The organism is Aquincola tertiaricarbonis (assembly GCF_023573145.1).
In the GTDB taxonomy this organism is placed as follows: domain Bacteria; phylum Pseudomonadota; class Gammaproteobacteria; order Burkholderiales; family Burkholderiaceae_C; genus Aquincola; species Aquincola tertiaricarbonis_B.
The window spans coordinates 2,830,450-2,855,271 of record NZ_CP097636.1 but is presented as its reverse complement, the minus strand read 5'-3'; the positions used below and the strand labels follow the sequence as shown (position 1 = coordinate 2,855,271).

Here is a 24,822-nt window from a genome sequence, read left to right as displayed (position 1 = left end):
GTGGCGCTAGACGTTGAACAGGAAGTTCATCACATCGCCGTCCTTGACCACGTACTCCTTGCCTTCGGCGCGCATCTTGCCGGCGTCCTTGGCGCCTTGCTCGCCCTTGTACTGCACGAAGTCCTCGAAGGCGATGGTCTGGGCGCGGATGAAGCCGCGTTCAAAGTCGGTGTGGATGACGCCGGCCGCCTGTGGCGCGGTGTCGCCGATGCGGATGGTCCAGGCGCGCACTTCCTTCACGCCGGCGGTGAAGTAGGTCTGCAGGCCCAGCAGCTTGAAGGCGGCGCGGATCAGGCGGTTCAGGCCCGGCTCGTCCTGGCCCATCTCGGCCAGGAACAGCGCGCGGTCCTCGTCGGCCATGTCGGCCAGCTCGGCCTCGGTCTTGGCGCAGATGGCCACCACCGGCGCCTTCTGCGCTTCGGCATAGGCCTTCAGGCGGTCGAGCAGCGGGTTGTTGTCGAAGCCGGTCTCCGACACGTTGCCCACGAACATCGCCGGCTTGGCGGTGATCAGGCACAGCGGCTTCAGCACCACCAGCTCTTCCTTGCTGAAGTCGATGCTGCGCACCGGCTGAGCCTGGTCGAGCGCGGCCTGGCATTTCTGCAGCACCGCCACCAGCTTGGCGGCTTCCTTGTCGTTGCCCGACTTGGCGGCCTTGATGGAGCGCTGCAGCGTCTTCTCGACGGTGCCCAGGTCGGCCAGGCACAGCTCGGTCTGGATGACCTCGATGTCGGCGATGGGGTCGACCTTGCCCGAGACGTGGATGACGTTGTCGTCCTCGAAGCAGCGCACCACGTTGACGATGGCGTCCGTCTCGCGGATGTGCGAGAGGAACTGGTTGCCCAGGCCCTCACCCTTGGACGCACCGGCCACCAGGCCCGCGATGTCGACGAACTCGACGATCGCCGGCACCACACGCTCGGGCTGGACGATGTCCGACAGCGCCTGCAGCCGGGGGTCGGGCAGCTCGACGATGCCCACGTTGGGCTCGATCGTGCAGAAGGGGTAGTTCTCGGCAGCGATGCCCGCCTTGGTGAGGGCGTTGAACAGGGTGGACTTGCCGACGTTGGGCAGGCCGACGATGCCGCACTTGAGGCTCATAGGGGATTCCGGAGGTGCCGGCACAGGACGCGCCGGACAGCAGACAAACGAGGGTGAAGTTTAAGTCGGCCGACGGCTGGTGCCAGATACTGCACACATCGCAGTACCGCACCGGGGATCTGACATGACGCAGCCAGGCACGCCCAGCCACCAGGCACCCAAGGGTGTCACGCTCATCTCGCCGCACACCAAGGACCTGGGCGGCGGTTTCCTGGTGCGGCGTTCGCTGCCCTCGCTGCCGCAGCCGGCGGTGGGGCCCTTCGTGTTCTTCGACCATTTCGGCCCGGTGCAGGCGCACGACACCCAGGACGTGCGCGCCCACCCGCACATCGGCCTGGCCACCGTCACCTACCTGTACCAGGGCGCGATGGTGCACCGCGACTCCACCGGCGCGGTGCAGCGCATCGAGCCCGGCGCGGTCAACCTGATGGTGGCCGGCAGCGGCATCACCCACTCCGAGCGCATGCCCGATGAGCTGCGCGGCCAGGCCGACCTGCGCCACGGCCTGCAGCTGTGGCTGGCGCTGCCGGAGGCCGACGAGGAGATGCCGTGCTTTTTCTCGCACACCTCGGCGGCCGACATTCCGGAAGTGGCCCCCGCGCCCGGCGTGGTGGCGCGGGTGCTGATGGGCAGCGGCTTCGGCGTCAGCTCGCCGGTGCCCCAGCGCTCGGCCACGCTGTACATCGACCTGCGTCTGGCGCCCGGTGCACGCCTGACGCTGCCGCCGCTGGCGAAGCAGCAGGCCCTGTATGCGGTGGAAGGCGGCTTCACGCTGGACGGCCAGCCGGTGGCGGCGCAGACGATGGCGGTGCTGCCCGCCGGCGCCACCTGCGAGATCGTCGCACCGCAGGGCGCCCGCCTGGCCCTGGTGGGCGGCGACCCGCTGGGCCACCGCTACATGTGGTGGAACTTCGTCTCCAGCCGCAAGGAGCGCATCGTGCAGGCGGCGGACGACTGGGCGGCGCAGCGCTTTGCGCCGGTGCCGGGGGAAACCGAGTTCATCCCCTTGCCCGAAAAACGCCCCACTTAGAAGGCTAGAAGGCGATCGTGCCCTCGCCCCGCGCGCCGACCTGCAGCACCTGGTCGGTGCCGCTGACGATGATGGCGTTCATGCCGAAGGTGAGGGCGCCGTTCAGCCGCGGGTCGGCGCGGTAGCCCAGCAGCGTGTCGGCAATGGCGTGGCCGGTCTCGGCCGTCGTCGGGTCCACGTCGGGGATGCTGCAGCGCGAGCAGGGCTTGACCAGCTTGAGCACGATGGGGCCCTGCGGCGATTCGATCGTCAGCTCGTCGATGAAGTCCTCGGCATGTGCGTCCTCCAGCCCGTCCAGCACCAGGTTGGGCCGGAAGCGCTCCATCGCCGCCGGCGGCAGGCCGGCCGCGGCCAGGCGGCGGTTCAGCTCCGCCAGCGAGGCGGTGGAGGTGACCAGCAGCGGAAAGCCGTCGGCAAAGGCCGTCTGCGCCGGCAGGCCGCCGGTCCAGCGGGCGTCGCAGGCGCGGTGGTGGTCAGGGTCGAAGCGCACCAGCCGCGCCGGCCGCCCCAGATAGTCGGTGAACCACTGCGCGGCCACCTTGCCCATGTCGTAGGCGGCCACCTCGTCGCCCCACACCGTGGCGCGGCAGGGTTCTTCCACCGCGGCTATCGTCAGGTGCAGCGCCAGCATGCCGGGCGCGCGCAGCACCAGGTCCTCGGTGCGCAGCGTGGGCCGGATGAGCTGCATCTTCGGTAGCTGGCGCTGGGTGAGGAACTGCCCGTGCTCGTCCACCACCATCCAGGCGCGGTCCAGCTCCAGGCCGGTTTCGATCAGCAGGCCCTCGCGCACCGAGAGGCCGGCGCACGACTTGATGGGATGGATGTGCAGCGAATGCACGGTCACGGAATGGTCGCTCATGCGAGCCATTCTGCCCGTCCGCCACCCTCTTTCGGGCGCGCCCGGCGGGGCCGCCCCTGGGGGCGAGGCGGGCAGGGTACCGCTCCCTACAATGCCTCGTATGACTTCCGTACGCATGGCCCCTGACCCGACCGACGTGTGCATCCGTGGCGCGGGCGCAGTGGGGGCCAGCCTGGCGCTGGCGCTGTCACGCCAGGGCTTGCGGGTGGTGCTGCAGGCGGCGAGTGCGCCCACCGGCCAGCCCGATGTGCGCACCTATGCGCTCAATGCCGCCTCGGTGTCGCTGCTGCAGTCGCTGAAGGTGTGGGAGGCGATGCCGCCCGATGCGGTGACGCCGGTGCACGACATGCAGGTCGAGGGCGATGCCCGGCCGGGCGCCATCAGCTTCTCGGCCTGGGAGCAGTCGGTGCCGGCGCTGTGCTGGATCGTCGATGCCGCGGCGCTGGAAGAGGTGCTGCATGCCGCGCTGCGCTTTGCACCCCATGTGCGCCGCGCCGGCCCCGACGACAGCGTGCAGGCGCCGCTCACCGCCTTGTGCGAAGGCAAGCATTCGGCCACCCGCCAGCGTCTGGGCATCGTCTTCGAGATGCACTGGTACGGCCAGCGCGCCATCGCGGCCCGCCTGGTGGCCGACCGGCCGCACCACGGCACGGCGCGGCAGTGGTTCCGCTCGCCCGACGTGCTGGCGTTGCTGCCGTTCGACCGGCCGCAGCCCGGCCATGCCTACGGCCTGGTGTGGTCGCTGCCCGAGGCCCGCGCCGCCGAGCTGCTGGCACTGCCCGGCGCCGACTTCGAGCAGGCCTTGAACGAGGCCACCGGCGGTGCCGCCGGCCGGCTGCAGCTGGGCAGCGAACGCGCCGCCTGGCCGCTGGGCGTGGGCCAGGCCCGCCACTTCAGCGGCCCCGGCTGGGTGCTGCTGGGCGACAGCGCCCACGTGGTGCATCCGCTGGCCGGCCAGGGCCTCAACCTGGGCCTGGCCGACGTGCAGGTGCTGGCCGACACGCTGGCCGCGCGTGAATCCTGGCGCCCGCTGGGCGACGAGCGGCTGCTGGCGCGTTATGCCCGCCGCCGCCTGGGGCCCACCGCGGCGATGGCCACCGTCACCGATGGCCTGCTGCATCTCTTCGCCCCGCCCACGCCCTGGCTGCGGGAACTTCGTAACCGCGGCCTGAGTCTGGTCGACCACCTGCCCGGCGCCAAGCGCTGGCTTGCCGGGCGCGCGCTCGGCCTTTGAAGGACATCCCCATGCTGAACCGAACCCTCGCCGCGGCCGCCGCCGTGCTGGCCATCGCCGCGCTGCCTGCAGCCGCCCAGGAAGACGTCATCCGCAAGAACCTGATGGAGCGGCTGCCGCAGATGCCCAAGATCGACGAGGTCAGCAAGACGCCGATCCCGGGCCTGTACGAGGTGCGCATGGGCACCGACGTGATCTACAGCGACGAGAGCGGCAACCACGTCATCCAGGGCTCGATCTTCGACACCCGCAACAAGACCAACCTGACCGATGCCCGCATCCAGAAGCTGACGGCGATCGACTTCGCCTCGCTGCCGCTGAAGGACGCGATGGTGCAGAAGCAGGGCAACGGCTCGCGCAAGCTGGCGGTGTTCGCCGACCCCAACTGCGGCTACTGCAAGCGCTTCGAGCGCGACCTGGCCACCGTGAAGGACGTGACCATCTACACCTTCCTGTACCCCATCCTGGGGGCGGATTCGGATGCCAAGGCCAAGGGCATCTGGTGCTCGAAGGATGCGCAGAAGACCTGGCGCGCCTGGATGCTGGACGGCGCCACCATTCCCAAGCAGATGGGCAGCTGCGATGCCGCCGCCATTGCCCGCAACGTGGCCTTCGGCCAGAAGCACAAGCTCAACGGCACGCCGGCCCTGGTGTTCCAGGACGGCCGCCGCCTGCCCGGTGCCATTCCGGCGGCCGAGATCGAGAAGCAGCTGGCAGAGGCCTCGGCCAAGTCCTGACGATGCGCGGCGGCCGGCGCGCGCGGTGACAATGCGGGCGCCATGTCTGCCCCACTGACCGCTTCCGCCCCCGCCCCGGTTCCTGCTCCTTCGCCCCAGGCGCTGCGCCTGGGTTATGCCGGCCTCATCCCCTTCGTTGCCAGCGCGCTGCTGGTGTGGTGGGTGCGGGCCGACACCTTGCCTTACGTCACGCTGGCGCTGGCCACCTATGCCGCGGTGATCGTCTCCTTCCTCGGTGGCATCCACTGGGGCATCGGTTTTCGCGACGGCACTCCGGGGCTGTTCGGCTGGGGCGTGGCGCCCTCGCTGGTGGCCTGGCTGGCGGTGATGATGCCGCCCAACGCCGGTCTGGTGATCAGCGGCGCGATGCTGATCGGCTGCTACCTGGTCGACCGCCGGGTGTACCCGCGGCACGGCCTGTCCGCCTGGCTGACGCTGCGCTTCCGCCTCAGCGCGGTGGCCGCGCTGAGCTGCTTCATCGGCGCCGCCGGCGCGTGACCTGATTTCCCACCGCTGTTGTCCATGATCACGTACCGCATCGACGTCGCCGACGTCCACGCCCACCTATACCGCGTCACCCTCACGGTGCCGCAACCCGCCGCTGAACTGGTGCTGAGCCTGCCGGTGTGGATTCCCGGCAGCTACATGGTGCGCGAGTTCGGCCGCCACCTCTCGCAGCTGCAGGCCCGCCAGGGCCGCACGCCGGTGGCGCTGCAGCAGCGCGACAAGACCAGCTGGATCGCCCGCCCCGGCGGCCGCGGCGCGCTGACGGTGAGCTACCTGGTGTATGCCTTCGACACCTCGGTGCGCACCGCCTTCCTCAACGCCTGGCGCGGTTTCTTCAACAACACCAGCCTGTGCCTGCGGGTGGAAGGGCGCGAGACCGAGCCGCACCGCATCGAGCTGGGCACGCTGCCGCGCGGCTGGGAAGTGGCCACCGCGATGGAGCCCGACGGCGCGCGCGCCTGGCGGGCCGCCGATTACGACGAGCTGGTGGACCATCCGTTTGAGCTGGGCAGCTTCTGGCGTGGCCGCTTCGAGCTGGCCGGCGTGCCGCATGAATTCGTGGTGGCCGGCGCCTGGCCGGGCTTCGACGGCGACCGGCTGCTGGCCGACACCCGCCGCATCTGCGAGGCGCAGATCCAGTTCTGGCATGGCCCCAAGGGCAGGCCGCCGTACCCGCGCTACGTGTTCATGCTCAACGTGGTGGAAGAAGGCTACGGCGGCCTGGAGCACCGGGCCAGCACCGCGCTGATCGCCAACCGCCGCGACCTGCCGCGCCCCGGCGTGGCCGCGGCCAGCGACGGTTACGTGACGCTGCTGGGGCTGATCAGCCACGAGTTCTTCCACACCTGGAACGTCAAGCGGCTGCGGCCGGCCGAGTTCGCGCAGTTCGACTACACCCGCGAGAACTACACCCAGCTGCTGTGGTTCTTCGAGGGCTTCACCAGCTACTACGACGACCAGTTCCTGCTGCGCACCTGGCTGATCGACGCGCCGCGCTACCTGAAGCTGGTGGGCAAGACGATCAACGGCGTGCTCGCCGCACCGGGCCGCCAGGTGCAGAGCGTGGCGCAGTCCAGCTTCGACGCCTGGGTGAAGTACTACCGCGCCGACGAGAACACGCCCAATGCCACGGTGAGCTACTACACCAAGGGCTCGCTGGTGGCGATGGCGCTGGACCTGACGCTGCGTGCCGAGCGCCGTGGCACGCTGGACGACGTGATGCGCGCCCTGTGGGCCGCCAGCCGCGGCGGCCCGATCGACGAGGCCGCGATTGCCGCCGCGCTGCGCCAGGTGGGCCGCCGCAGCTACGAGCCCGAGCTGGCCGCCTGGGTGCACGGCACCGACGACCTGCCGCTGCCGGCGCTGCTGGCCAAGGCCGGCGTGGCGGTGAAGGCGGAGCCGGGCGGCTGGTCGGCCGGGCTGGGGCTGCGGCTGTCCGAAGGGGCGGTGAGCGGCGTGCAGGTGCGCCAGGTGCTGCGCGGCAGCGTGGCCGAGAAGGCCGGTGTGTCGGCCGGCGACGAGGTGCTGGCCGTGGACGGCTGGCGCGTGCGCCGGCTGGACGATGCCCAGCAGTGGATCAGCGCCGGCCAGCCGTTTGAGCTGCTGCTGGTGCGCGACCAGCGCCTGCTGACCGTGCGCCTGGTGCCGGCGGCCGAGCCTGCAGCGGGCAGCGTGGCCCTGGCGCCGGCTGACAAGCCCTTGAAGTCCGCAGCGGCCCTGCGCCGCGAATGGCTGGGCTGCTGAACCGCCGGCCCGCGGGTGGCCGCGGGCTGCGCCGCTGGGCCGCGCTGGCCGTGCTGGCGGCGGTGCTGGGCGTGCACGGCTGCCTGGGCAGCGAGGTGGCCGAGCTGATGGTCGATGCGGGCGCCGGCAACAAGCCGGCGATGCAGCGCATGGACGTGGCCTTCGTGCGTGAGCTGCAGCAGGCGGCGCCGCCCACCGTGGCGCCCCGGGTGGCCGCACCGCCGGCGCCGCGGGCTGTACGGGCCGAACAGGCGCCGGCGCCCGATCCGGCCGCTTCAGCGGCGGAGGCGGCCGATGCACAGGCGCAGGCCGAGGCCCAGGCACGGGCCGAGGCCGTGCGGGCCGAACGCGAGGCCCTGGCCGCGGCAGAAGCGGCTTCGGCCGCCTCGGCCGCAGAGGCTGCGCTCGCGGCCGCCGAGCGCGCGTCGGCAGCCGCCTCGGCCGTGGCGCAGGCCGCGTCCGCCGCGGCACCGGCACCGGTGGCCACCGCCAGTGCGCCGGTCCCCGCGGCCTCCGGCCCGGCGGCGGCGCTGTCGGTGGCTTCCGCCGTGGCGCCGGGCTTCGAGTGGCCGCCTTCCACCCGGCTGGACTACGTGCTCACCGGCAACTACCGCGGCGAGGTGAACGGCAGCGCCCGCGTGCAGTGGATCCGCCAGGGCCAGCGCTACCAGGTGCAGGTGGACGTGCTGGTGGGCCCCAGCGTGGCGCCGCTGGTGGCGCGGCGCATGACCAGTGAAGGCAGCATCGGCGCTGGCGGCCTGGTGCCCCGGCGCTACGAGGAAGAGACCACCACCTTGTTCGGCAAGCCACGCCGGCGCGGGCTGAGCTTCGAGCCCGACCGCATCGTGCTGGACCGCGGCACCGCCGAGCCCTGGCCCGGCGTGCAGGACACCGCCAGCCAGTTCGTGCAGCTGACATGGCTGTTCACCACCCAGCCGCAGCTGCTCAAGGTGGGGCAGGCGCTGGAGTTTCCGCTGGCGCTGCCGCGGCGCATCGACCGCTGGCACTACGACGTGGTGGCCGAAGAAACGCTGTACACCCGCGTCGGCGAGCTGCGCACCTTCCACGTCAAGCCGCGGCGCGAGTCCACCCGCCCCGGTGAGCTGACGGCCGAGCTGTGGTTCGCGCCCACGCTGCAGTACCTGCCGGTGCGCATCCTGATCCGCCACGAGGGCGATACCTATGTGGACCTGATGCTCAACGCGCCGCCGCTGCAGACGCCCTGAGCGGGGCGGGCCGGGCCGCGCCTATAGTCGCCGCACGACGTTCACCCCCGAGAGACAAGCGATGGACTACGAACACATCCTCACCGAGCTGCGCGGCGACGGCCCGCTGAAGACGGCGCTGATCACGCTGAACCGCCCCAAGCAGCTGAATGCGCTGAACGACGGCCTGATGAACGACCTGGGCCATGCACTGCTGGCCTTCGACGCCGACCCGGCCATCGGCTGCATCGTGGTCACCGGCAGCGAGAAGGCGTTCGCGGCCGGTGCCGACATCGCGGCCATGGCCAAGTACACCTTCGAGGACACCTACGGCGGCAACTTCATCACCCGCAACTGGGAAACCATCCGCCAGGTGCGCAAGCCGGTGATCGCCGCGGTGGCGGGCTTTGCGCTGGGCGGCGGCTGCGAGCTGGCGATGATGTGCGACTTCATCATCGCGGCCGAGACGGCCAAGTTCGGCCAGCCCGAGATCAAGATCGGCATCATGCCCGGCGCCGGCGGCACGCAGCGGCTGCCGCGCGCGGTGGGCAAGAGCAAGGCGATGGACATGATCCTGACCGCCCGCATGATGGACGCGGCCGAGGCCGAGCGTGCCGGCCTGGTGTCACGCGTGGTGCCGGCCGACAAGCTGATCGACGAGGCGCTGGGCGCCGCCGCCGTGATCTGCAGCTACGGCATGCCCAGCGTGATGATGGCCAAGGAGTGCGTGAACCGCGCCTTCGAAGGCAGCCTGTCGGACGGCGTGTCGTATGAGCGCCGGCTGTTCCACGCGATGTTCGCGACGGAAGACCAGAAGGAAGGCATGGACGCCTTCCTGAGCAAGCGGGCGCCGGTGTTCAAGCACCGGTAGGCACCTACGGGGCGCGTGGCGCCCCGGTGGGGTGTCTCAGGCGGGTAGCGCCTCGGCGCGCTGCCACAGCTCGGCCACCTGCCGCGCCCAGTTCAGGTAGTGGGTGTCGGTGGGCGAGAAGTAGGGCACGCCGCGGTCGACGACCTGGTGCACGCGCTGCACGAGGGCTTTTTCGCCATGGCGGCTGTCGACGAGCTTTTCCAGCTCATGCAGCAGCTGCTGGCGGGCCAGCGGGCTCTGGGCGGCGGTCAGGCGTTCGAAGACGGGGTGGGCGTTGGCTTGCATGATGGAGGAACGACTCTCTCTGTCGAGGTGTTCCTATATCGGTCGAGCCGGCTTTTGGTTGACAGCCGGGACCTGGCGCAACGTGCCGAAAAGTGTCGGAAAACCTGCTTGTCTTTGCTTGACAGCCGCGAAGCCTAGGGCTGCACCCAGGTGGCGTGATCGGCCTGGAAGATGGCACGGCGGTGCCCGTCTTCATGCAGTTCGGTCCAGTCGATGGACAGCACCCGGGCCGTGACCACCGCGAAGTGCTCGCGCGAGGCGCGCTCGGGCACCAGCGGCGTGGGCAGCTCGCTGCCCGGGGCCACGCCGGCCAGGTAGTCGGCGGCCGATCGGGTGCGCCGCACTTCGGCCCAGCGCTGGGCCACGTCGGGGCCGTCGGTGTCCACGCTCAGCTGCACCCGCAGCCGCAGCTGCCAGGCCAGTTCGCGCGACCACATCACCAGCGTGCCCTTGGGCTGGCGCGCGATCTGCTGTACCTTGCCGGCACGGGCGTCGGTGTAGAAAACCAGCTCCTGCGGGCCGCGGCGGGCCTCCCGCAGCACCACGCTGCGGGCGTCGGCCTCGTCGCCGTTGACGGTGGCCAGGGTCATCAACCGCCAGCCGTGCCGGCGGTCGGTGGCGGCGCGCTGCAGTTCCTGCCAGCAGGCCGCTTCCAGGATGTGCAGGGATTCGATGCGGGACGAAAACACCGCGAACCCCCTGCCTCAGCCTTCGCGCCGCAGCGCCGGGAACAGGATGACGTCGCGGATGCTGGGCGAATCGGTCAGCAGCATCACCAGGCGGTCGATGCCGATGCCGCAGCCGCCGGTGGGCGGCATGCCGTATTCCAGCGCGCGGATGAAGTCGGCGTCGTAGTACATCGCCTCTTCGTCGCCGGCTTCCTTGTTGGCGGCCTGGGCCTGGAAGCGCGCGGCCTGGTCCTCGGCGTCGTTCAGCTCCGAGAAGCCGTTGGCGTACTCGCGGCCGGTGATGAACAGCTCGAAGCGCTCGGTGATCGACGGATCGGCATCCGATGCGCGGGCCAGCGGGCTCACTTCCACCGGGTAGTCGATGATGAAGGTGGGCTGCCAGAGCTTTTCTTCCACCACCGCCTCAAAGAGGCCGAACTGCAGCTCGGGCAGCTTCCAGTGGGCGGGGGCTTCTTCGCCGGCGGCCTTCAGGCGGGCGCGCAGCACCTCGGCGTCCACCGCTTCTTCGGGGCTGAGGCCGGCATGCGCCACCAGCGAGTCGCGCACCGTCAGGCGGGCGAAGGGCTGGTCCAGGTGCACCGGCTTGCCGGCGTAGCTGATGGCGGCCGAGCCGGTGGCCTGGCGGGCGGCGTGGCGCAGCACCTCTTCGGTGAAGTCCATCAGGTCGTGATGGTTCCAGTAGGCCGCATAGAACTCCATCATCGTGAATTCCGGGTTGTGCCGGACGCTGATGCCTTCGTTGCGGAAGCTGCGGTTGATCTCGAACACCCGCTCGAAGCCGCCGACGATCAGCCGCTTCAGGTACAGCTCGGGCGCGATGCGCAGGAACATCTCCTGGTCGAGCGCGTTGTGGTGGGTGACGAAGGGCCGTGCGTTGGCGCCGCCCGGGATCGGGTGCAGCATCGGCGTTTCCACTTCCATGAAGCGGTGCTCCACCATGAACTGGCGGATGGCCGACAGCGTTTTGCTGCGCGCGGCAAAGCGGGCGCGGGCCTCGTCGTCGGTGATCAGGTCGACGTAGCGCTGGCGGTACTTCTGTTCCTGGTCGGCCATGCCGTGGAACTTGTCGGGCAGGGGGCGCAGGCTCTTGGTCAGCAGGCGCAGCGTGGTCACCTTGACCGAAAGCTCGCCGGTCTTGGTGCGGAAGAGCGTGCCCTCTGCGCCCAGGATGTCGCCCAGGTCCCAGTGCTTGAAGGCGGCATACACCTCGTCGCCCACGTTGTCGCGCGCCACGAAGAGCTGGATGCGGCCGGTGGCGTCCTGCAGCGTGCAGAAGCTGGCCTTGCCCATCACCCGCTTGAGCATCATGCGGCCGGCCAGCGACACCGCCACGGCCTGCGGCTCCAGTTCCTCGTTGGGCGTCTGGCTGTGGCGCTGCTGCAGCTCGGCGGCGCGTTCGCGCGGCTTGAAGTCGTTGGGGAAGGCGACCCCCTCGCGTCGGATCGCGGCGAGTTTCTCGCGGCGCTCGGCGATCAGCTTGTTGTCATCGGCGGCGGGCGTGGGGGTTGCTTGGTCGGTCATGCGAAGGGGGCCGAAAAGAGGGGCGCCAACGGCACCAGGGGGTGGGGATTCTAGGTGTAGACCCTTGCAAGGCATACTTCGCCGGTCAGATTACCAAGTCGCCCAACCGCGGCGCCCAGCCGGCGCGGGGCCCTTCAATCACTCACATCACACCCATGACGATCCTCGTGACTGGCGGCGCCGGCTTCATCGGCAGCAACTTCGTGCTCGACTGGCTGGCCCAGTCGGATGAGAAGGTCATCAACCTCGACCTGCTGACCTATGCCGGCAACCTCGGCAACCTGAAGTCGCTCGAAGGCGATGCCCGCCACGTGTTCGTCAACGGCGACATCTGCGACCGCAATCTGGTCGATGAGCTGCTGGCCACGCACCAGCCGCGTGCGCTGGTGCATTTTGCGGCCGAAAGCCATGTGGACCGCAGCATCCACGGCCCGGGCGCCTTCATGCGCACCAACATCGATGGCACGTTTGCGCTGCTGGAAGCCTCGCGCGCCTACTGGAGCCAGCTGCAAGGCGAGGCCAAGGCCGCGTTCCGCTTCCACCATGTCAGCACCGACGAGGTCTACGGCTCGCTCAAGCCCACCGACCCGCCGTTCGCCGAGACCAACCCCTACGAGCCCAACAGCCCCTACAGCGCCAGCAAGGCCGCCAGCGACCACCTGGTGCGCGCCTGGCACCACACCTACGGGCTGCCGGTGGTCACCACCAACTGCTCCAACAACTACGGGCCCTACCACTTCCCCGAGAAGCTGATCCCGCTGATGATCGTCAACGCCCTGGCCGGCAAGCCGCTGCCGGTGTATGGCGACGGCCAGCAGATCCGCGACTGGCTGTACGTCAAGGACCACTGCAGCGGCATCCGCGCCGTGCTGGAGCGCGGCACGCTGGGTGAGACCTACAACATCGGCGGCTGGAACGAGAAGGCCAACATCGACATCGTCAAGACGGTGTGCGCGCTGCTGGACGAACTCAACCCCGACCCGGCCGGCCCCTACAGCCGCCTCATCACCTACGTGACCGACCGCCCCGGCCACGACCGCCGCTACGCCATCGACGCCCGCAAGATCGAGCGTGAACTGGGCTGGCGGCCGGCCGAGACCTTCGACACAGGCATCCGCAAGACGGTGCAGTGGTACCTGGACAACAGCGCCTGGGTGGCCGACGTGCAAAGCGGCGCCTACAAGGACTGGATCGGCACCAACTACGGCGGCCGTGCATGAAGGTCCTGCTGTTCGGCAAGGGTGGCCAGGTCGGCTGGGAGCTGCAACGCTCGCTGCGGCCGCTGGGTGAGCTGGTGGCGCTGGACTTCGACAGCCCCACGCTGCACGCCGACTTCAGCCGGCCCGAGGGCCTGGCCGAGACCGTGCGCCAGGTGCGGCCCGACGTCATCGTCAATGCCGCCGCGCACACCGCGGTCGACAAGGCCGAGAGCGAACCGGCGCTGGCCGAGGCGCTCAACGCCACCGGCCCGGCGGTGATCGCCAAGGAAGCCGCCGCCCTGGGTGCGCTGCTGGTGCACTACAGCACCGACTACGTGTTCGATGGCAGCGGCAGCACCCCGCGCGACGAAGACGCGCCCACCGGCCCCTTGAGCGTCTACGGTCGCACCAAGCTGCAGGCCGAAGAGGCCATTCGGGCGAGCGGCTGCCCGCACGTCATCTTGCGCACCAGCTGGGTCTATGGCGCGCGCGGCGGCAACTTCGCGCGCACCATGCTGCGCCTGGCCGGTGAGCGCGAGAAGCTCACCGTCATCGACGACCAGATCGGCGCGCCCACCGGCGCCGACCTGCTGGCCGACATCACCGCCCATGCCATCCGCGCCTGCCGCGCCAACCCGGCGCTGGGCGGCACGTACCACGCAGTGGCTGCGGGCGAGACCAGCTGGCACGGTTACGCCAGCTTCGTGATCGACTGGGCCCGTGCCAACGGCCTGCCGCTGAAGGTGGCACCCGGCGCCATCGAGCCGGTGCCCACCACGGCATTCCCCACGCCGGCGCGCCGGCCGCTGAATTCGCGCCTGTCCACCCAGCGCCTGCAGCAGGCCTTCGACCTTGTCATGCCGCCCTGGCAGGACGGCGTCGAACGCATGCTCACCGAAGCCTTCCGCTGATCACCCACTTCGCCGTACCCACCATGACCAATACCCCCCGCAAGGGCATCATCCTGGCCGGCGGCTCCGGCACCCGGCTGCACCCGGCCACGCTGGCGCTGAGCAAGCAGCTGCTGCCGGTGTACGACAAGCCGATGGTTTATTACCCGCTGGCCACGCTGATGCTGGCCGGCATCAGCGACATCCTGGTCATCAGCACGCCGCAGGACACGCCGCGCTTCCAGTCGTTGCTGGGCGACGGCAGCCGCTGGGGTGTGAACCTCAGCTACTGCGTGCAGGAAAAGCCCGACGGCCTGGCGCAGGCCTTCATCTTGGGCAAGCAACACGTGGGCAACCATCCCAGCGCGCTGGTGCTGGGCGACAACATCTTCCACGGCCATGACTTCCAGGCCTTGCTGAAGAACGCCGCCGGCCGCGACCAGGGCGCCACCGTGTTCGCCTACCACGTGCACGACCCCGAGCGTTACGGCGTGGTCGAGTTTGACGGCGGCCAGCGCGCCATCAGCATCGAAGAAAAGCCCAAGCAGCCCAAGAGCAACTATGCGGTCACGGGCCTGTACTTCTACGACCAGCAGGTGTGCGACATCGCGGCCCACATCCAACCCAGCCCGCGCGGCGAGTTGGAGATCACCGACGTGAACGCTGCCTACCTCAACCAGGGCCAGCTGCAGGTCGAAATCATGGGCCGCGGCTACGCTTGGCTGGATACCGGCACGCATGACAGCCTGCTGGAAGCCGGCCAGTTCATCGCCACGCTGGAAAAGCGCCAGGGCCTGAAGGTGGCCTGCCTGGAAGAAATCGCCTACCGCAGCGGCTGGATCGACGCGGCCGCGCTGGAGAAGCTGGCCGCCCCGATGCTGAAGAACGGTTATGGCCAGTACCTGATGAAGGTGCTGCAGGACAAGGTGTTTTGATCGCATGAGCAAGCTGATTCCCACCCGCCTGCCGGGCGTCGTGATCGTGGAGCCCGCGGTGTTCGGCGACGACCGCGGCTGGTTCTCCGAGAGCTACAACGAACCGCGCTTCCATGCGCAACTGGCCGAGCTGGGCCTGCCCGCGCCGCGCGCCTTCGTGCAGGACAACCATTCCGTCAGCGCCGCCTGGGTGCTGCGCGGCCTGCACTACCAGCGCGCGCCGCATGCCCAGGGCAAGCTGGTGCGTGTGGTCAAGGGCTCGGCCTTCGATGTGGCGGTGGACATCCGCCGCGGCTCGCCCACCTTCGGCCAGTGGGTGGGTGAGGTGCTGTCGGCCGACAACAAGCGCCAGCTGTGGATTCCCGAGGGCTTTGCCCACGGTTTCGTGGCGCTGGAGGACGACACCCACTTCCTCTACAAGACCACTGACACCTACGCCAAGGACTGCGAAGGCAGCATCGTCTGGAACGACCCGGCCATCGGCATCGAATGGCCGCTGCCGGCCGGCGTGCAGCCGCGCCTGGCGCCCAAGGACGCGGCCGCGCCGCTGCTGGCCGACGCGAAGCACGATTGATGACGCTGTCTTGATGACCGAAGCCCTGAGCACCGGCGCCGGCCGCCGTATTCGTTTTGCGCTGGTGGGCTGTGGCCGCATCGCCCGCAACCATGTGGCGGCGCTGGCCGCCCATGCCGAACGTGCCGAGCTGGTGGCGCTGTGCGACAAGCGGCCCGAAGCCATGGCCGCACTGGTGGCCCAAGCACCGTACCTGGCCGAGGTGCCTCGCTTCCACAGCCTGGCCGCGCTGCTGGCCGGCAGCCAGCCCGACATCGTGGTGCTGGCCACGCCCAGCGGCCTGCATTCGCGCCAGGCCATCGAGGTGGCGCAGGCCGGCCGCCATGTGCTCAGCGAAAAGCCCATGGCCACCAAGTGGGACGAAGGCATGGCCATGGTGCGCGCCTGCCGCGAGGCCGGCGTCAAGCTGTTCGTGGTCAAGCAGAACCGGCTGAACGCGACGCTGCAGCTGCTGAAGAAGGCCATCGACGCCGGCCGCTTCGGCCGCATCGCGATGGTCAACGTCAACGTGTTCTGGACCCGGCCGCAGAGCTACTACGACGAAGCGCCCTGGCGCGGCCGCTGGGACATGGACGGCGGCGCCTTCATGAACCAGGCCAGCCACTACGTGGACATGGTGGACTGGCTGGTGGGCCCGGTGGACAACGTGCATGCCTACACCGCCACGCTGGGCCGCGACATCGAGGCCGAGGACACCGGCGTGATGAGCCTGCGCCTGCGCCGCGGCGGCCTGGCGTCCATCAACGTCACCATGCTCACCCACGGCAAGAATTTCGAAGGCAGCATCACCGTGCTGGGCGAGAAGGGCACCGTGCGCATCGGCGGCGTGGCCGTCAACGAGATCCAGCACTGGTCCTTCGAGGACGTGCAGCCCGAGGACGAGGCGGTCAAGGCCGCCAACTACGCGCCGCCTTCGGTGTATGGCTACGGCCACCCGCTGTACTACGCCAACGTGATCGACACGCTGCTGGGCCAGGCCAGTGCCGAGGTGGACGGCTACGAAGGCCTGCGCTCGCTGGAAGTGATCATCGCCGCCTACCGCAGTGCCCGCGACGGCGCCCGCGTGGGCCTGCCGCTGGTGTTCTGACAAGGGGCTGCAGCATGGCCTACTGGGCTCACGAAAGCGCCATCGTCGACGACGGCGCGCAGATCGGCGAAGGCAGCAAGGTCTGGCACTTCAGCCATGTGTGCGCCGGTGCGCGCATCGGCCCCGGCAGCTCGCTGGGGCAGGGCGTGTACGTGGGCAACGACGTGGTCATCGGCGCCAATGCCCGCATCCAGAACAACGTGTCGGTGTACGACGCGGTGACGCTGGAGGACGACGTGTTCTGCGGCCCCAGCATGGTGTTCACCAACGTGTTCAACCCGCGCGCGGCCGTCTCGCGCAAGGCCGAGTACCGGCGCACGCTGGTGCGCCAGGGCGCCACGCTGGGCGCCAACTGCACCATCGTCTGCGGCAGCACCGTGGGGGCCTATGCCTTCGTCGGCGCGGGGGCCGTGGTCACCCACGACGTGCCCGACCATGCGCTGGTGGTGGGCGTGCCCGCCCGCCGCATCGGCTGGATGAGCCGCCACGGCGAAAAGCTGGACCTGCCCGCCAGCGGCCACGGCACCGCGGCCTGCCCGGCCACCGGCCAAACCTATCGCCTGGCCGGGGATGTGCTGACGCTGCTGTAATGGCGCCATGCAATTCACCGACCTGAAGGCGCAGTACGCCGCGCTGAAGCCGCGCATCGACGCCCGCATCCAGCAGGTGCTGGACCACGGCCAGTACATCATGGGCCCCGAGGTGGCCGAGCTGGAAGCCGCGCTGGCGGCCTTTGCCGGCGCCCGCCACTGCGTCACCGTGGCCAGCGGCACCGAGGCGCTGCTGATCGCGCTGATGGCCGCCGGCATCGGCGCGGGCGACGAGGTGATTACCAGCCCCTTCACCTTCGCGGCCACGGCCGAGACCATCGTGTTGCTGGGCGCGGTGCCGGTGTTCGTGGACATCGAGCCCGACACCTGCAACATCGACGCCAGCCGCATCGAAGCCGCCATCACGCCGCGCACCAAGGCCATCATGCCGGTGAGCTTGTATGGACAAGTGGCCGACATGGACGAGATCAACGCCATCGCGGCCCGCCACGGCGGCCTGGTGGTGATCGAGGACGCGGCCCAGAGCTTCGGCGCCCGCTACGGCGGCCGCCGCAGCGGCGGCCTGTCCACCTTCGGGGCCACCAGCTTCTTTCCCAGCAAGCCGCTGGGCTGCTATGGCGATGGCGGCGCGCTATTCACCGACGACGAGGCGCTGGCCCAGGCCGCGCGCGAGATCCGCGTGCATGGCCAGAGCGCCCGCTACACCCACACCCGCGTGGGCGTGGGCGGCCGCATGGACACGCTGCAGTGCGCCGTGGTGCTGGCCAAGCTGGAACGCTTCGAGTGGGAGCTGGCGCAGCGTGCGCGCCTGGGCGCCGCCTACCGCGCGGCGCTGGCCGACGTGCCCGGCCTGGCCCTGACCACCGTGCGTGAAGGGCGCGACTGCGTCTGGGCGCAGTTCACCGTGTTCATCGAACACGGCCGCGATGCGGTGGCCGCCGCGCTCAAGCAGCAGGGCATTCCCACCGCCGTGCATTACCCCAAGCCGCTGCACCGCCAGCCGGCCTATGCCGCCTACGCGCCCGCCGCCGGCTGCCGCCACGCCGAGCAAGCCGCCGCCACGGTGCTGAGCCTGCCGATGAGCGCCGACCTGAGCGAAGCCGACCAGCAGGCCGTGGTGGCTGCGCTGCGTGCGGCGGTGGCCGCCGCGCGTTGACCACCGCCGTGGGCCTGCGCCGCGCCACCTTCACGCTGCTGGCCGGCGGGCTGGCCGCCCAGGCCATTCCGCTGACGCTGGGCCCCTGGCTGACGCGGCTGTACACGCCCGAAGACTTCGGCAGCTACCACCTGTTTGCCGCCGTGGCGGCCAATGTGGCGGTGGTGGCCTGCGCCCGCTACGAGTTTGCGCTGCCACTGGCCCGTGACGATGCTGAAGCCACCAGCCTGCGCGCGCTGTCCCTCTGGCTGCTGGCCGGCTGCACGCTGCTGGCCGCGCTCGGCGGGGCGGCCTGGGCCTGGCACAGCGGCCAGCACTGGCCGCTCTGGCTGCCGCTGGCGGTGCTGGCGCTGGGGGCGGTGTCGCTGGCCACGTTGGTGGCCACGCGGGCGCAGCGCTTTCGCGCGCTGGCGGCGGGCCGGGTGCTGCAGCACGGTGGCGGCGCGCTGGCGCAGGCCGGGGCGGGCGTGGCGCAGGCGGGTGTCACCGGCCTCATCGTGGCGCCGCTGGCCGCCGCGCTGGCCACGGCCGCGCTGCTGCGGCTGCCGCTGCGCGGCTGGTGGCAGGTCAGCCGCCAGCGGCTGGTGGCGGTGGCCCGGCGCCACCGCGAATTTCCGCTGCTCAACACCCCGCATGCGTTTGCCGGCGCGCTGCAAGACACGCTGGCCGTTTCGCTGATCGCCGCCACGCTGGGCCCCGCCGCGGCCGGCTTCTGGGGGCTGACGATGCGCTACCTCAAGGCCCCGGCCACGCTGGTGGGCGGGGCGGTGTCGCAGGCCCTGTATCCGCGGCTGGCGGCGGGGGGCCAGGTCACCGCCGCCGCCCGCGCCGACGTACGCCGCGTGATGCTGGCGCTGGCCGCCGTGGCCACGCCGCTGGTGCTGGCGCTGTGGCTGGCCGCGCCCTGGGCCTTCGCCCGCGTGTTCGGGCCGCAGTGGCAGGCGGCGGGCGACCTGGCGCGGGCGCTGGCGGTGTACATCGGCGTGCACTTCGTGGCTTCGCCGCTGGCGGTGGTCACCATGGCCTGGAATGCCCAGGCGTGGGCGCTGAAGCTGGCCCTGGTGGGGCAGGGGGTGTTCGTGCTGTCGCTGGCCGCGGGCCTGGCCTGGGGCGGCCTGCGTGGCGCCGGCTGGGCGGTGTCGGCCGGCATGGCGCTGTACTTCGGCTGGTACTTCTGGCGCCTGGCCACCTGGCCGGTGGCAGCGGCATGAACGTGGCCTTGCGCGCGGCCTTCAACCGCTGGCGGCGCCGGCTGCTGCGGCAGCTGTTGGGGCGCATCGTGTTCGGTGAGCGCTCGCAGGGCCATGACCTGCCGTTCACCCGCATCGCGCCCACGGTGGTCATCGAACATGAAAGCCGGCTGACGCTGGGCGACCACGTCTACATCGGCCCCTTCTGCTACCTGGAAGCCAGCAGCGGCCTGACCATCGGCGAAGGCGTGCAGATCACCAGCCACGTCAGCATCGTCAGCCACAGCTCGCACCGCTCGGCGCGGCTGCTCGGCCGAGCCTTCGTCAGCTGGCAGGGCCCGCGGCCCGGCTGGGTGGGCGGCGAGGTGGTCATCGGCCCCTACAGCTTCATCGGCCCGCACACGGTGATCGAGGCCGGCACCCGGCTGGGCCGTGGCACCCTGGTGCGCGCCGGCAGCGCGGTGCGCGGCAGCTTTCCTGACTTCGCGGTGCTGGCCGGTTGCCCGGCGCAGGTGGTGGGCGACACCCGCGACGCCGACGCGGCGCTGCTGGCGCGCTACCCCGAGGTGCAGGCGCACCGCGCACAGTGGGCCGGCCACGACCCGGACGCCCGATGAGCCCCGTGCGACTGGTGCTGCTGGGCGATGGCGAGAGCCCGCACCTGCTGAAGTGGGCGCGTGCGCTGGCGGCCGAAGGCGTGGACCTGTGGGCCGCTTCCAGCCGCGGTTTTCTCCCCGGCTTCGATGCCGTGCTGCCGGCCGATCGGCGCCTGGCGCTGCACACCCGGCCGCGCTTTGGCGGCGGCAACTTGCAGGTGCTGGCCACCTTGCCGCGGCTGGCGCGCTGGCTGCGCCAGGTGCGGCCCGACTGGCTGCATGCGCACTACCTCACCTCGCACGGCACGCTGGGCTGGCTGGCGCAGGCGGGCGCGGGCGTGCCGGGGCGGCTGGTGGGTTCGGCCTGGGGGTCGGACATCCTGGTCACGCCCGACCGCCACCCGCTGCTGCGCTGGCTCACCGGCCGGGTGCTGCGGGCCTGCGCGCTCACCACCAGCGACAGCCTGCACATGGCCGCGCGCATGCAGGCGCTGGGCGCGGCCGAGGTGATGACCTTTCCCTTCGGGCTGGAAGCGCTGCCGCCCGAGGCCACCGACAAGGACGACGACCTCTGGTTCGCCAACCGTGGGCTGGAACCGATCTACCAGCCGCAGCGGGTGATCGAGGTGTTCGCCGGCATCGCCGCCCAGCGCCCGCAGGCGCGGCTGGTGGTGGCCAACGACGGCAGCTTGCAGCCGGCGCTGGTGGAGCAGGCGCAAGCGCACGGCCTGGCGGAGCGCGTGCGCTTCGTCGGCCGGCTGGGCGCCGACGAGCAGGCCCGCTGGTATGCCAAGGCCCGCTGGTACCTCAGCCTGCCGGCCAGCGATTCGGTCTCCGTCTCGGTGCTGGAAGCGATGGCGCATGGCTGCGTGCCGCTGCTCTCTGACCTGCCTGCCAACCGCGAGCTGGTGCGCAGCGGCGACAACGGCCTGGTGCTGGCCGACGGCGCGCTGCCCGATGCGGCGGCGCTGCAGGCCCTGCTGGCGCGGTCGGCCTCCATCGCCAGCGACAATCGCGCCTGGGTGGCCGGGCATGCCTTGTTCCAGCCCTGCGTGCGCCGCTTCCTGGCGCGGCTGCAGGCGCTGCAGGCGGCCGGCCCTTGCGCAGCGCGATGAACATCCTCTACCTCAACCACTACGCCGGCAGCCCTGCGCTGGGCATGGAGTACCGGCCCTACTACCTGGCCCGTGAATGGGTGCGCGCCGGCCATGCGGTGCAGATGCTGGCGGCCAGCTTCTCGCACGTGCGGGCGCGGCAGCCGCAAGGCGTGGGCCCGGGCCCGCGCGACGAGCTGATCGACGGCATTGACTACCGCTGGTATCCCACGCCGGCCTACCAGGGCAACGGCCTGGGCCGCGTGCGCAACATCGCCAGCTTTCTATGGCAGGTGCGGCGCGATGCGCGGCGGCTGGTGGAGCGGGTGAAGCCCGACGTGGTGATCGCCTCCAGCACCTACCCGATGGACATCTGGGTGGCGCGCCACATCGCCGGCCTGGCCAATGCGGTGCTGGTGTACGAGGTGCACGACCTGTGGCCGCTGTCGCCGATCGAGCTGTCGGGCATGTCGCCCTGGCATCCGTTTGCGCTGGTGTGCCAAGCGGCTGAAGACGCGGCCTACCGCGATGCGGACGTGGTCGTCTCCATGCTGCCGCGGGTGGACGAGCACATGGCCGAGCACGGCCTGGACCTGCGCAAGCTGTTCATCGTGCCCAACGGCATTTCGCCCGACGACTGGCCGGCGCCCGGCACCGCGGCCCCCGCGCTGCGCGACGACGTGGCGCAGGCCCTGGCCGCCGCCCGCGCAGCCGGCCGCACCATCGTCGGCTATGCCGGCAGCATGGGCCGCCCCAATGCGCTGGACACGCTGCTCGACGCTGCCAAGCTAGCCGGCGACGGCCTGCACTTCGTGCTGGTGGGCGACGGCCATGAACGCGCGCGGCTGCAGCGCCGCATTGCCGAAGAGGGCCTGGCTAACGTCAGCTGGCTGCCGCCCATCCCCAAGGCGCAGATTCCGGCCTTCTTGCAGGCGGTGGACATCGCCTACATCGGCTGGCAGCGGGTGCCCATCTACCGCTTCGGCATCGCGCCCAACAAGCTGATGGACTACATGATGGCCGGCTGCGCGGTGCTGCATTCGGTGGAGGCGGGCAACGACCCGGTGGCCGAAGCCCGCTGCGGCCTGACGGTGCCGCCCGAAGACCCGCAGGCGGTGGCCGATGGCCTGCGCCAGCTGGCCGCGCTGCCGGCCGAAGAACGCGCCGCGATGGGCGCCCGTGGCCGCGCCTTCGTGCAGGCCGAGCACACCTACCCGGTGCTGGCGCGGCGCTTTCTGGCGGCGGTGTCGCGCAACGGCGCCATCGCGATGCATGCCCATGCCGCCTGAAGCCGAGCAGGTCGCCCAGCGCTACGCACGCCGGGGTGCCACCGACCGCTACAGCCCGCTGCAGCCCGACGTGGCCTGCACGCTGCACGAGCGCCAGCGCGCGATGCTGGCGCTGTGGCGGGAGGCCGGCTGGTCCACGCTGGCGCCACGCCGCATCACCGAGGTGGGCAGTGGTGCCGGCGGCAACCTGCTGGAGTTGCTGCGCCTGGGTGCGCAGCCCGAGCACCTCACCGGCATCGAGCTGCTGCCCGAGCGGCATGCCCAGGCCCGCCACCTGCTGCCCGCAGGCGTGACGCTGCTGCAGGCCGATGGCACGCAGGCGCCCATCGCGCCCGGCAGCCAGGACCTGGTGCTGCAGTCCACGGTGTTCTCGTCCTTGCTGCAGGCCACCACCCGCCATGCCCTGGCCGCGGCCATGTGGCGCTGGCTGAAACCCGGCGGCGCGGTGCTGTGGTACGACTTCACCGTCGACAATCCGCGCAATGCCGACGTGCGCGGCGTGCCGCTGCGCGAAGTGCGGGCGCTGTTTCCGCAAGGCCGCCTCACCCACCGCCGCGTGACGCTGGCGCCGCCGCTGGCACGGCCGCTGTGCCGGCTGCACCCTTCGCTGTACACCGCCTTCAATGCCGTGCCGCTGCTGCGCACGCATGTGCTGGCCTGGATCGCCAAACCATGACCGCCGACGCCGACAAGCCCCCGTTCCTGCCCTTTGCCCTGCCCGAGATCGGCGATGAAGAAATCGCCGAGGTGGTGGACACGCTGAAGTCGGGCTGGGTGACCACCGGCCCCAAGACCGCCCGCTTCGAGCGTGAGTTCAGCGCCTTCCTGGGCGACGAGGCGCTGCACAGCATCGCGGTGAACTCGGCCACCGCCGGCCTGCACCTGGCGCTGGAAGCGCTGGGCATCGGCCCTGGTGACGAGGTGATCACCACCACCCACACCTTCACCGCCACCGCCGAGGTGGTGCGCTACCTGGGCGCCGACGTGGTGCTGGTGGACTGCGATCCGGTCACCCTCAACATCGACCCGCGCGCGGTAGAAGCCGCCATCACGCCCCGGACCAAGGCCGTGATGCCGGTGCACTTCGGCGGCCTGGCGGCCGACATGCCGGCCATCCTCGACATCGCGCGCCGCCACGGCTTGAAGGTGGTGGAAGACGCCGCCCACGCGCTGCCCACCACCGTGGGCGGCCAGCTGGTGGGCACGCTGGGCAGCGACGCCACGGTGTTCAGCTTCTACGCCAACAAGACCATGACCACGGGCGAAGGCGGCATGCTGGTGACGCGTGACGCCGCCCTCGCCAAGCGCGCCAAGGTGATGCGCCTGCACGGCATGAGCCGCGATGCCTTCGACCGCTTCACCGCCACCGTGCCCAGCTGGTACTACGAGATCGTCGCGCCCGGCTTCAAGTACAACCTGACCGACATCGCCGCCTCGCTGGGGCTGCACCAGCTGCGCAAGGCGCAGGGCTTTCAGCAGCGGCGGGCGCAGATCGCGGCGCAGTACCACGCCGGCCTGGCCGGCCTGCCCCTGGTGCTGCCGGCCGATGCGCCGGCGGGTGAGCTGCATGCCTGGCACCTGTATACCGTGCGCCTGGCCGACGGCGCGCCGGTGGACCGCGATGCCGCGGTGCAGGCCTTGTTCGACGCCGGCATCGGCTGCAGCGTGCACTACATCCCGCTGCACCAGCAGCCTTATTGGCGCGAGCGCTATGGCCTGCAGCCGGCGCAGTTTCCCAACAGCCAGCGCGCGTATGAGCGGCTGTTCAGCCTGCCCATCTACACCCGCATGACCGACGCCGACGTGCAGCGCGTGGTGGCCGTGCTGCGTGGTGCGTTGCGCTGAGCGAGCAGGACGCAAAGCCCCGTGGCCAAGCGCCTTTTCGACCTGCTGGTCGCCAGCGTGCTGCTGGTGCTGCTGGCCCCGGCCGGGCTGGTGGTGGCGCTGTGCATCAAGCGCGATTCACCCGGGCCGGTATTCTTCCGGCAAGAGCGGGTGGGCCGCCATGGCCGCCTGTTCCGCATCCACAAGTTCCGCACCATGGTGGCTGAGCCGGCCGCTGGCGGCCCGCTGCTGACGGTGGGCGCGGACCCGCGCATCACCCCGCTGGGCTATTGGCTGCGCCGCCACCGCGTCGACGAGCTGCCGCAGCTGATCGACGTGATCCAGGGCCACATGAGCCTGGTGGGCCCGCGTCCCGAGGTGCCGCGTTATGTGGCGTTGTACCCGGCTGCGCTGCGCGAACGGGTGCTGAGCGTGCGTCCCGGCATCACCGACCCCGTGTCGCTGGCGCATGCCGACGAGAGCGAGCGCCTGGCCCGCGCCGAAGACCCCGAACGTGAATACGTGCAGGTGATCCTGCCCGCCAAGCTGCAAGGTGCCGCGGCCTATGCCGAGCGCGCCACGCTGTGGACCGACATCGGCGTGCTGCTGCGCAGCCTGCGTGTGCTGCTGGCGCCCTGAGCGACTTTCTGAATTC

At 70.7% G+C, this 24,822-nt stretch carries 26 protein-coding genes; 21 read left to right on the top strand and 5 right to left on the bottom strand.

Annotated features, from left to right (window positions below):
• Nucleotides 1-6: 6 nt before the first annotated feature.
• Complete coding sequence (ychF, locus tag MW290_RS27515) at nt 7-1,101, bottom strand: redox-regulated ATPase YchF (protein WP_250197546.1); 1,095 nt, start codon at nt 1,099-1,101, stop codon at nt 7-9.
• A gap of 124 nt (nt 1,102-1,225) precedes the next feature.
• Here ychF and MW290_RS27510 point away from each other — a divergent pair, with 124 nt between their 5' ends.
• A complete protein-coding gene (locus MW290_RS27510) occupies nt 1,226-2,131 on the top strand; it encodes a pirin family protein (protein ID WP_250197545.1) in 906 nt (301 codons plus the stop codon).
• Nucleotides 2,132-2,135: 4 nt separating this feature from the next.
• Here MW290_RS27510 and MW290_RS27505 read toward each other — a convergent pair whose 3' ends face one another.
• Nucleotides 2,136-2,990, bottom strand: a complete 855-nt coding sequence (locus MW290_RS27505) for an MOSC domain-containing protein (protein WP_375142863.1) — start codon at nt 2,988-2,990, stop codon at nt 2,136-2,138.
• A gap of 100 nt (nt 2,991-3,090) precedes the next feature.
• Here MW290_RS27505 and MW290_RS27500 point away from each other — a divergent pair, with 100 nt between their 5' ends.
• The 6 genes from MW290_RS27500 (at nt 3,091) to MW290_RS27475 (ending at nt 9,287) form a co-directional block, all read left to right on the top strand.
• The gene (locus MW290_RS27500; protein WP_250197543.1) at nt 3,091-4,224 is read left to right on the top strand and encodes an FAD-dependent monooxygenase; all 1,134 of its coding nucleotides are present in this window, start codon (nt 3,091-3,093) and stop codon (nt 4,222-4,224) included.
• Nucleotides 4,225-4,235: 11 nt separating this feature from the next.
• Nucleotides 4,236-4,961, top strand: coding sequence for a DsbC family protein (locus tag MW290_RS27495; RefSeq protein WP_250197542.1), 726 nt, complete (start codon nt 4,236-4,238; stop codon nt 4,959-4,961).
• 42 nt (nt 4,962-5,003) lie between these two features.
• On the top strand, nt 5,004-5,459 hold the full coding sequence (locus MW290_RS27490) for a DUF3429 domain-containing protein (RefSeq protein ID WP_250197541.1): 456 nt from the start codon (nt 5,004-5,006) through the stop codon (nt 5,457-5,459).
• 24 nt (nt 5,460-5,483) lie between these two features.
• Entirely contained in the window at nt 5,484-7,211 is a 1,728-nt protein-coding gene (locus MW290_RS27485) for a M61 family metallopeptidase (RefSeq protein WP_250200115.1), read from the top strand.
• Nucleotides 7,196-8,437 (top strand): DUF3108 domain-containing protein, encoded by a 1,242-nt coding sequence (locus tag MW290_RS27480; RefSeq protein ID WP_250197540.1) that lies wholly within the window; start codon nt 7,196-7,198, stop codon nt 8,435-8,437. Before MW290_RS27485 ends, MW290_RS27480 begins: the two co-directional genes overlap by 16 nt.
• Nucleotides 8,438-8,498: 61 nt before the next feature.
• Nucleotides 8,499-9,287, top strand: coding sequence for an enoyl-CoA hydratase (locus MW290_RS27475; RefSeq protein ID WP_250197539.1), 789 nt, complete (start codon nt 8,499-8,501; stop codon nt 9,285-9,287).
• A gap of 36 nt (nt 9,288-9,323) precedes the next feature.
• On the opposite strand, the gene MW290_RS27470 is transcribed toward MW290_RS27475, so the two are convergent.
• From MW290_RS27470 to lysS, 3 genes are all read right to left on the bottom strand, one after another.
• Nucleotides 9,324-9,572: a hypothetical protein gene (locus tag MW290_RS27470; RefSeq protein ID WP_250197538.1), complete on the bottom strand. Its 249-nt coding sequence runs from the start codon at nt 9,570-9,572 to the stop codon at nt 9,324-9,326.
• A 134-nt stretch (nt 9,573-9,706) separates the two neighbouring features.
• Nucleotides 9,707-10,261: a pyridoxamine 5'-phosphate oxidase family protein gene (locus MW290_RS27465; protein WP_250197537.1), complete on the bottom strand. Its 555-nt coding sequence runs from the start codon at nt 10,259-10,261 to the stop codon at nt 9,707-9,709.
• A 15-nt stretch (nt 10,262-10,276) separates the two neighbouring features.
• Entirely contained in the window at nt 10,277-11,782 is a 1,506-nt protein-coding gene (lysS, locus tag MW290_RS27460) for a lysine--tRNA ligase (RefSeq protein ID WP_250197536.1), read from the bottom strand.
• A gap of 155 nt (nt 11,783-11,937) precedes the next feature.
• Here lysS and rfbB point away from each other — a divergent pair, with 155 nt between their 5' ends.
• From rfbB to MW290_RS27390, 14 genes are read left to right on the top strand one after another with little or no spacing between them, the layout of a single operon-like run.
• Nucleotides 11,938-13,002 (top strand): dTDP-glucose 4,6-dehydratase, encoded by a 1,065-nt coding sequence (gene rfbB / locus MW290_RS27455; RefSeq protein WP_250197535.1) that lies wholly within the window; start codon nt 11,938-11,940, stop codon nt 13,000-13,002.
• A complete protein-coding gene (gene rfbD, locus MW290_RS27450; RefSeq protein ID WP_250197534.1) occupies nt 12,999-13,892 on the top strand; it encodes a dTDP-4-dehydrorhamnose reductase in 894 nt (297 codons plus the stop codon). Before rfbB ends, rfbD begins: the two co-directional genes overlap by 4 nt.
• Before the next feature lie 23 nt (nt 13,893-13,915).
• Complete coding sequence (gene rfbA / locus MW290_RS27445; protein WP_250197533.1) at nt 13,916-14,806, top strand: glucose-1-phosphate thymidylyltransferase RfbA; 891 nt, start codon at nt 13,916-13,918, stop codon at nt 14,804-14,806.
• A 4-nt stretch (nt 14,807-14,810) separates the two neighbouring features.
• Entirely contained in the window at nt 14,811-15,380 is a 570-nt protein-coding gene (gene rfbC, locus MW290_RS27440; RefSeq protein WP_250197532.1) for a dTDP-4-dehydrorhamnose 3,5-epimerase, read from the top strand.
• A 13-nt stretch (nt 15,381-15,393) separates the two neighbouring features.
• Entirely contained in the window at nt 15,394-16,467 is a 1,074-nt protein-coding gene (locus tag MW290_RS27435) for a Gfo/Idh/MocA family protein (protein ID WP_250197531.1), read from the top strand.
• Nucleotides 16,468-16,481: 14 nt separating this feature from the next.
• The gene (locus MW290_RS27430) at nt 16,482-17,057 is read left to right on the top strand and encodes an acyltransferase (RefSeq protein ID WP_250197530.1); all 576 of its coding nucleotides are present in this window, start codon (nt 16,482-16,484) and stop codon (nt 17,055-17,057) included.
• A gap of 7 nt (nt 17,058-17,064) precedes the next feature.
• Nucleotides 17,065-18,174 carry a DegT/DnrJ/EryC1/StrS family aminotransferase gene (locus MW290_RS27425; RefSeq protein ID WP_250197529.1) on the top strand — a complete coding sequence of 370 codons (1,110 nt, stop codon included), beginning with the start codon at nt 17,065-17,067 and terminating at the stop codon, nt 18,172-18,174.
• A complete protein-coding gene (locus MW290_RS27420) occupies nt 18,171-19,385 on the top strand; it encodes a lipopolysaccharide biosynthesis protein (protein ID WP_250197528.1) in 1,215 nt (404 codons plus the stop codon). Before MW290_RS27425 ends, MW290_RS27420 begins: the two co-directional genes overlap by 4 nt.
• On the top strand, nt 19,382-19,981 hold the full coding sequence (locus MW290_RS27415; protein WP_250197527.1) for an acyltransferase: 600 nt from the start codon (nt 19,382-19,384) through the stop codon (nt 19,979-19,981). Before MW290_RS27420 ends, MW290_RS27415 begins: the two co-directional genes overlap by 4 nt.
• A complete protein-coding gene (locus MW290_RS27410; protein ID WP_250197526.1) occupies nt 19,978-21,075 on the top strand; it encodes a glycosyltransferase in 1,098 nt (365 codons plus the stop codon). The genes MW290_RS27415 and MW290_RS27410 overlap by 4 nt, the downstream gene beginning before the upstream one ends.
• A complete protein-coding gene (locus MW290_RS27405) occupies nt 21,072-22,343 on the top strand; it encodes a glycosyltransferase family 4 protein (RefSeq protein ID WP_250197525.1) in 1,272 nt (423 codons plus the stop codon). Before MW290_RS27410 ends, MW290_RS27405 begins: the two co-directional genes overlap by 4 nt.
• The gene (locus tag MW290_RS27400) at nt 22,327-23,019 is read left to right on the top strand and encodes a class I SAM-dependent methyltransferase (RefSeq protein WP_250197524.1); all 693 of its coding nucleotides are present in this window, start codon (nt 22,327-22,329) and stop codon (nt 23,017-23,019) included. The genes MW290_RS27405 and MW290_RS27400 overlap by 17 nt, the downstream gene beginning before the upstream one ends.
• Nucleotides 23,016-24,188, top strand: coding sequence for a DegT/DnrJ/EryC1/StrS family aminotransferase (locus MW290_RS27395; RefSeq protein ID WP_250197523.1), 1,173 nt, complete (start codon nt 23,016-23,018; stop codon nt 24,186-24,188). Before MW290_RS27400 ends, MW290_RS27395 begins: the two co-directional genes overlap by 4 nt.
• 21 nt (nt 24,189-24,209) lie before the next feature.
• The gene (locus MW290_RS27390) at nt 24,210-24,806 is read left to right on the top strand and encodes a sugar transferase (RefSeq protein WP_250197522.1); all 597 of its coding nucleotides are present in this window, start codon (nt 24,210-24,212) and stop codon (nt 24,804-24,806) included.
• Nucleotides 24,807-24,822 lie beyond the last annotated feature (16 nt).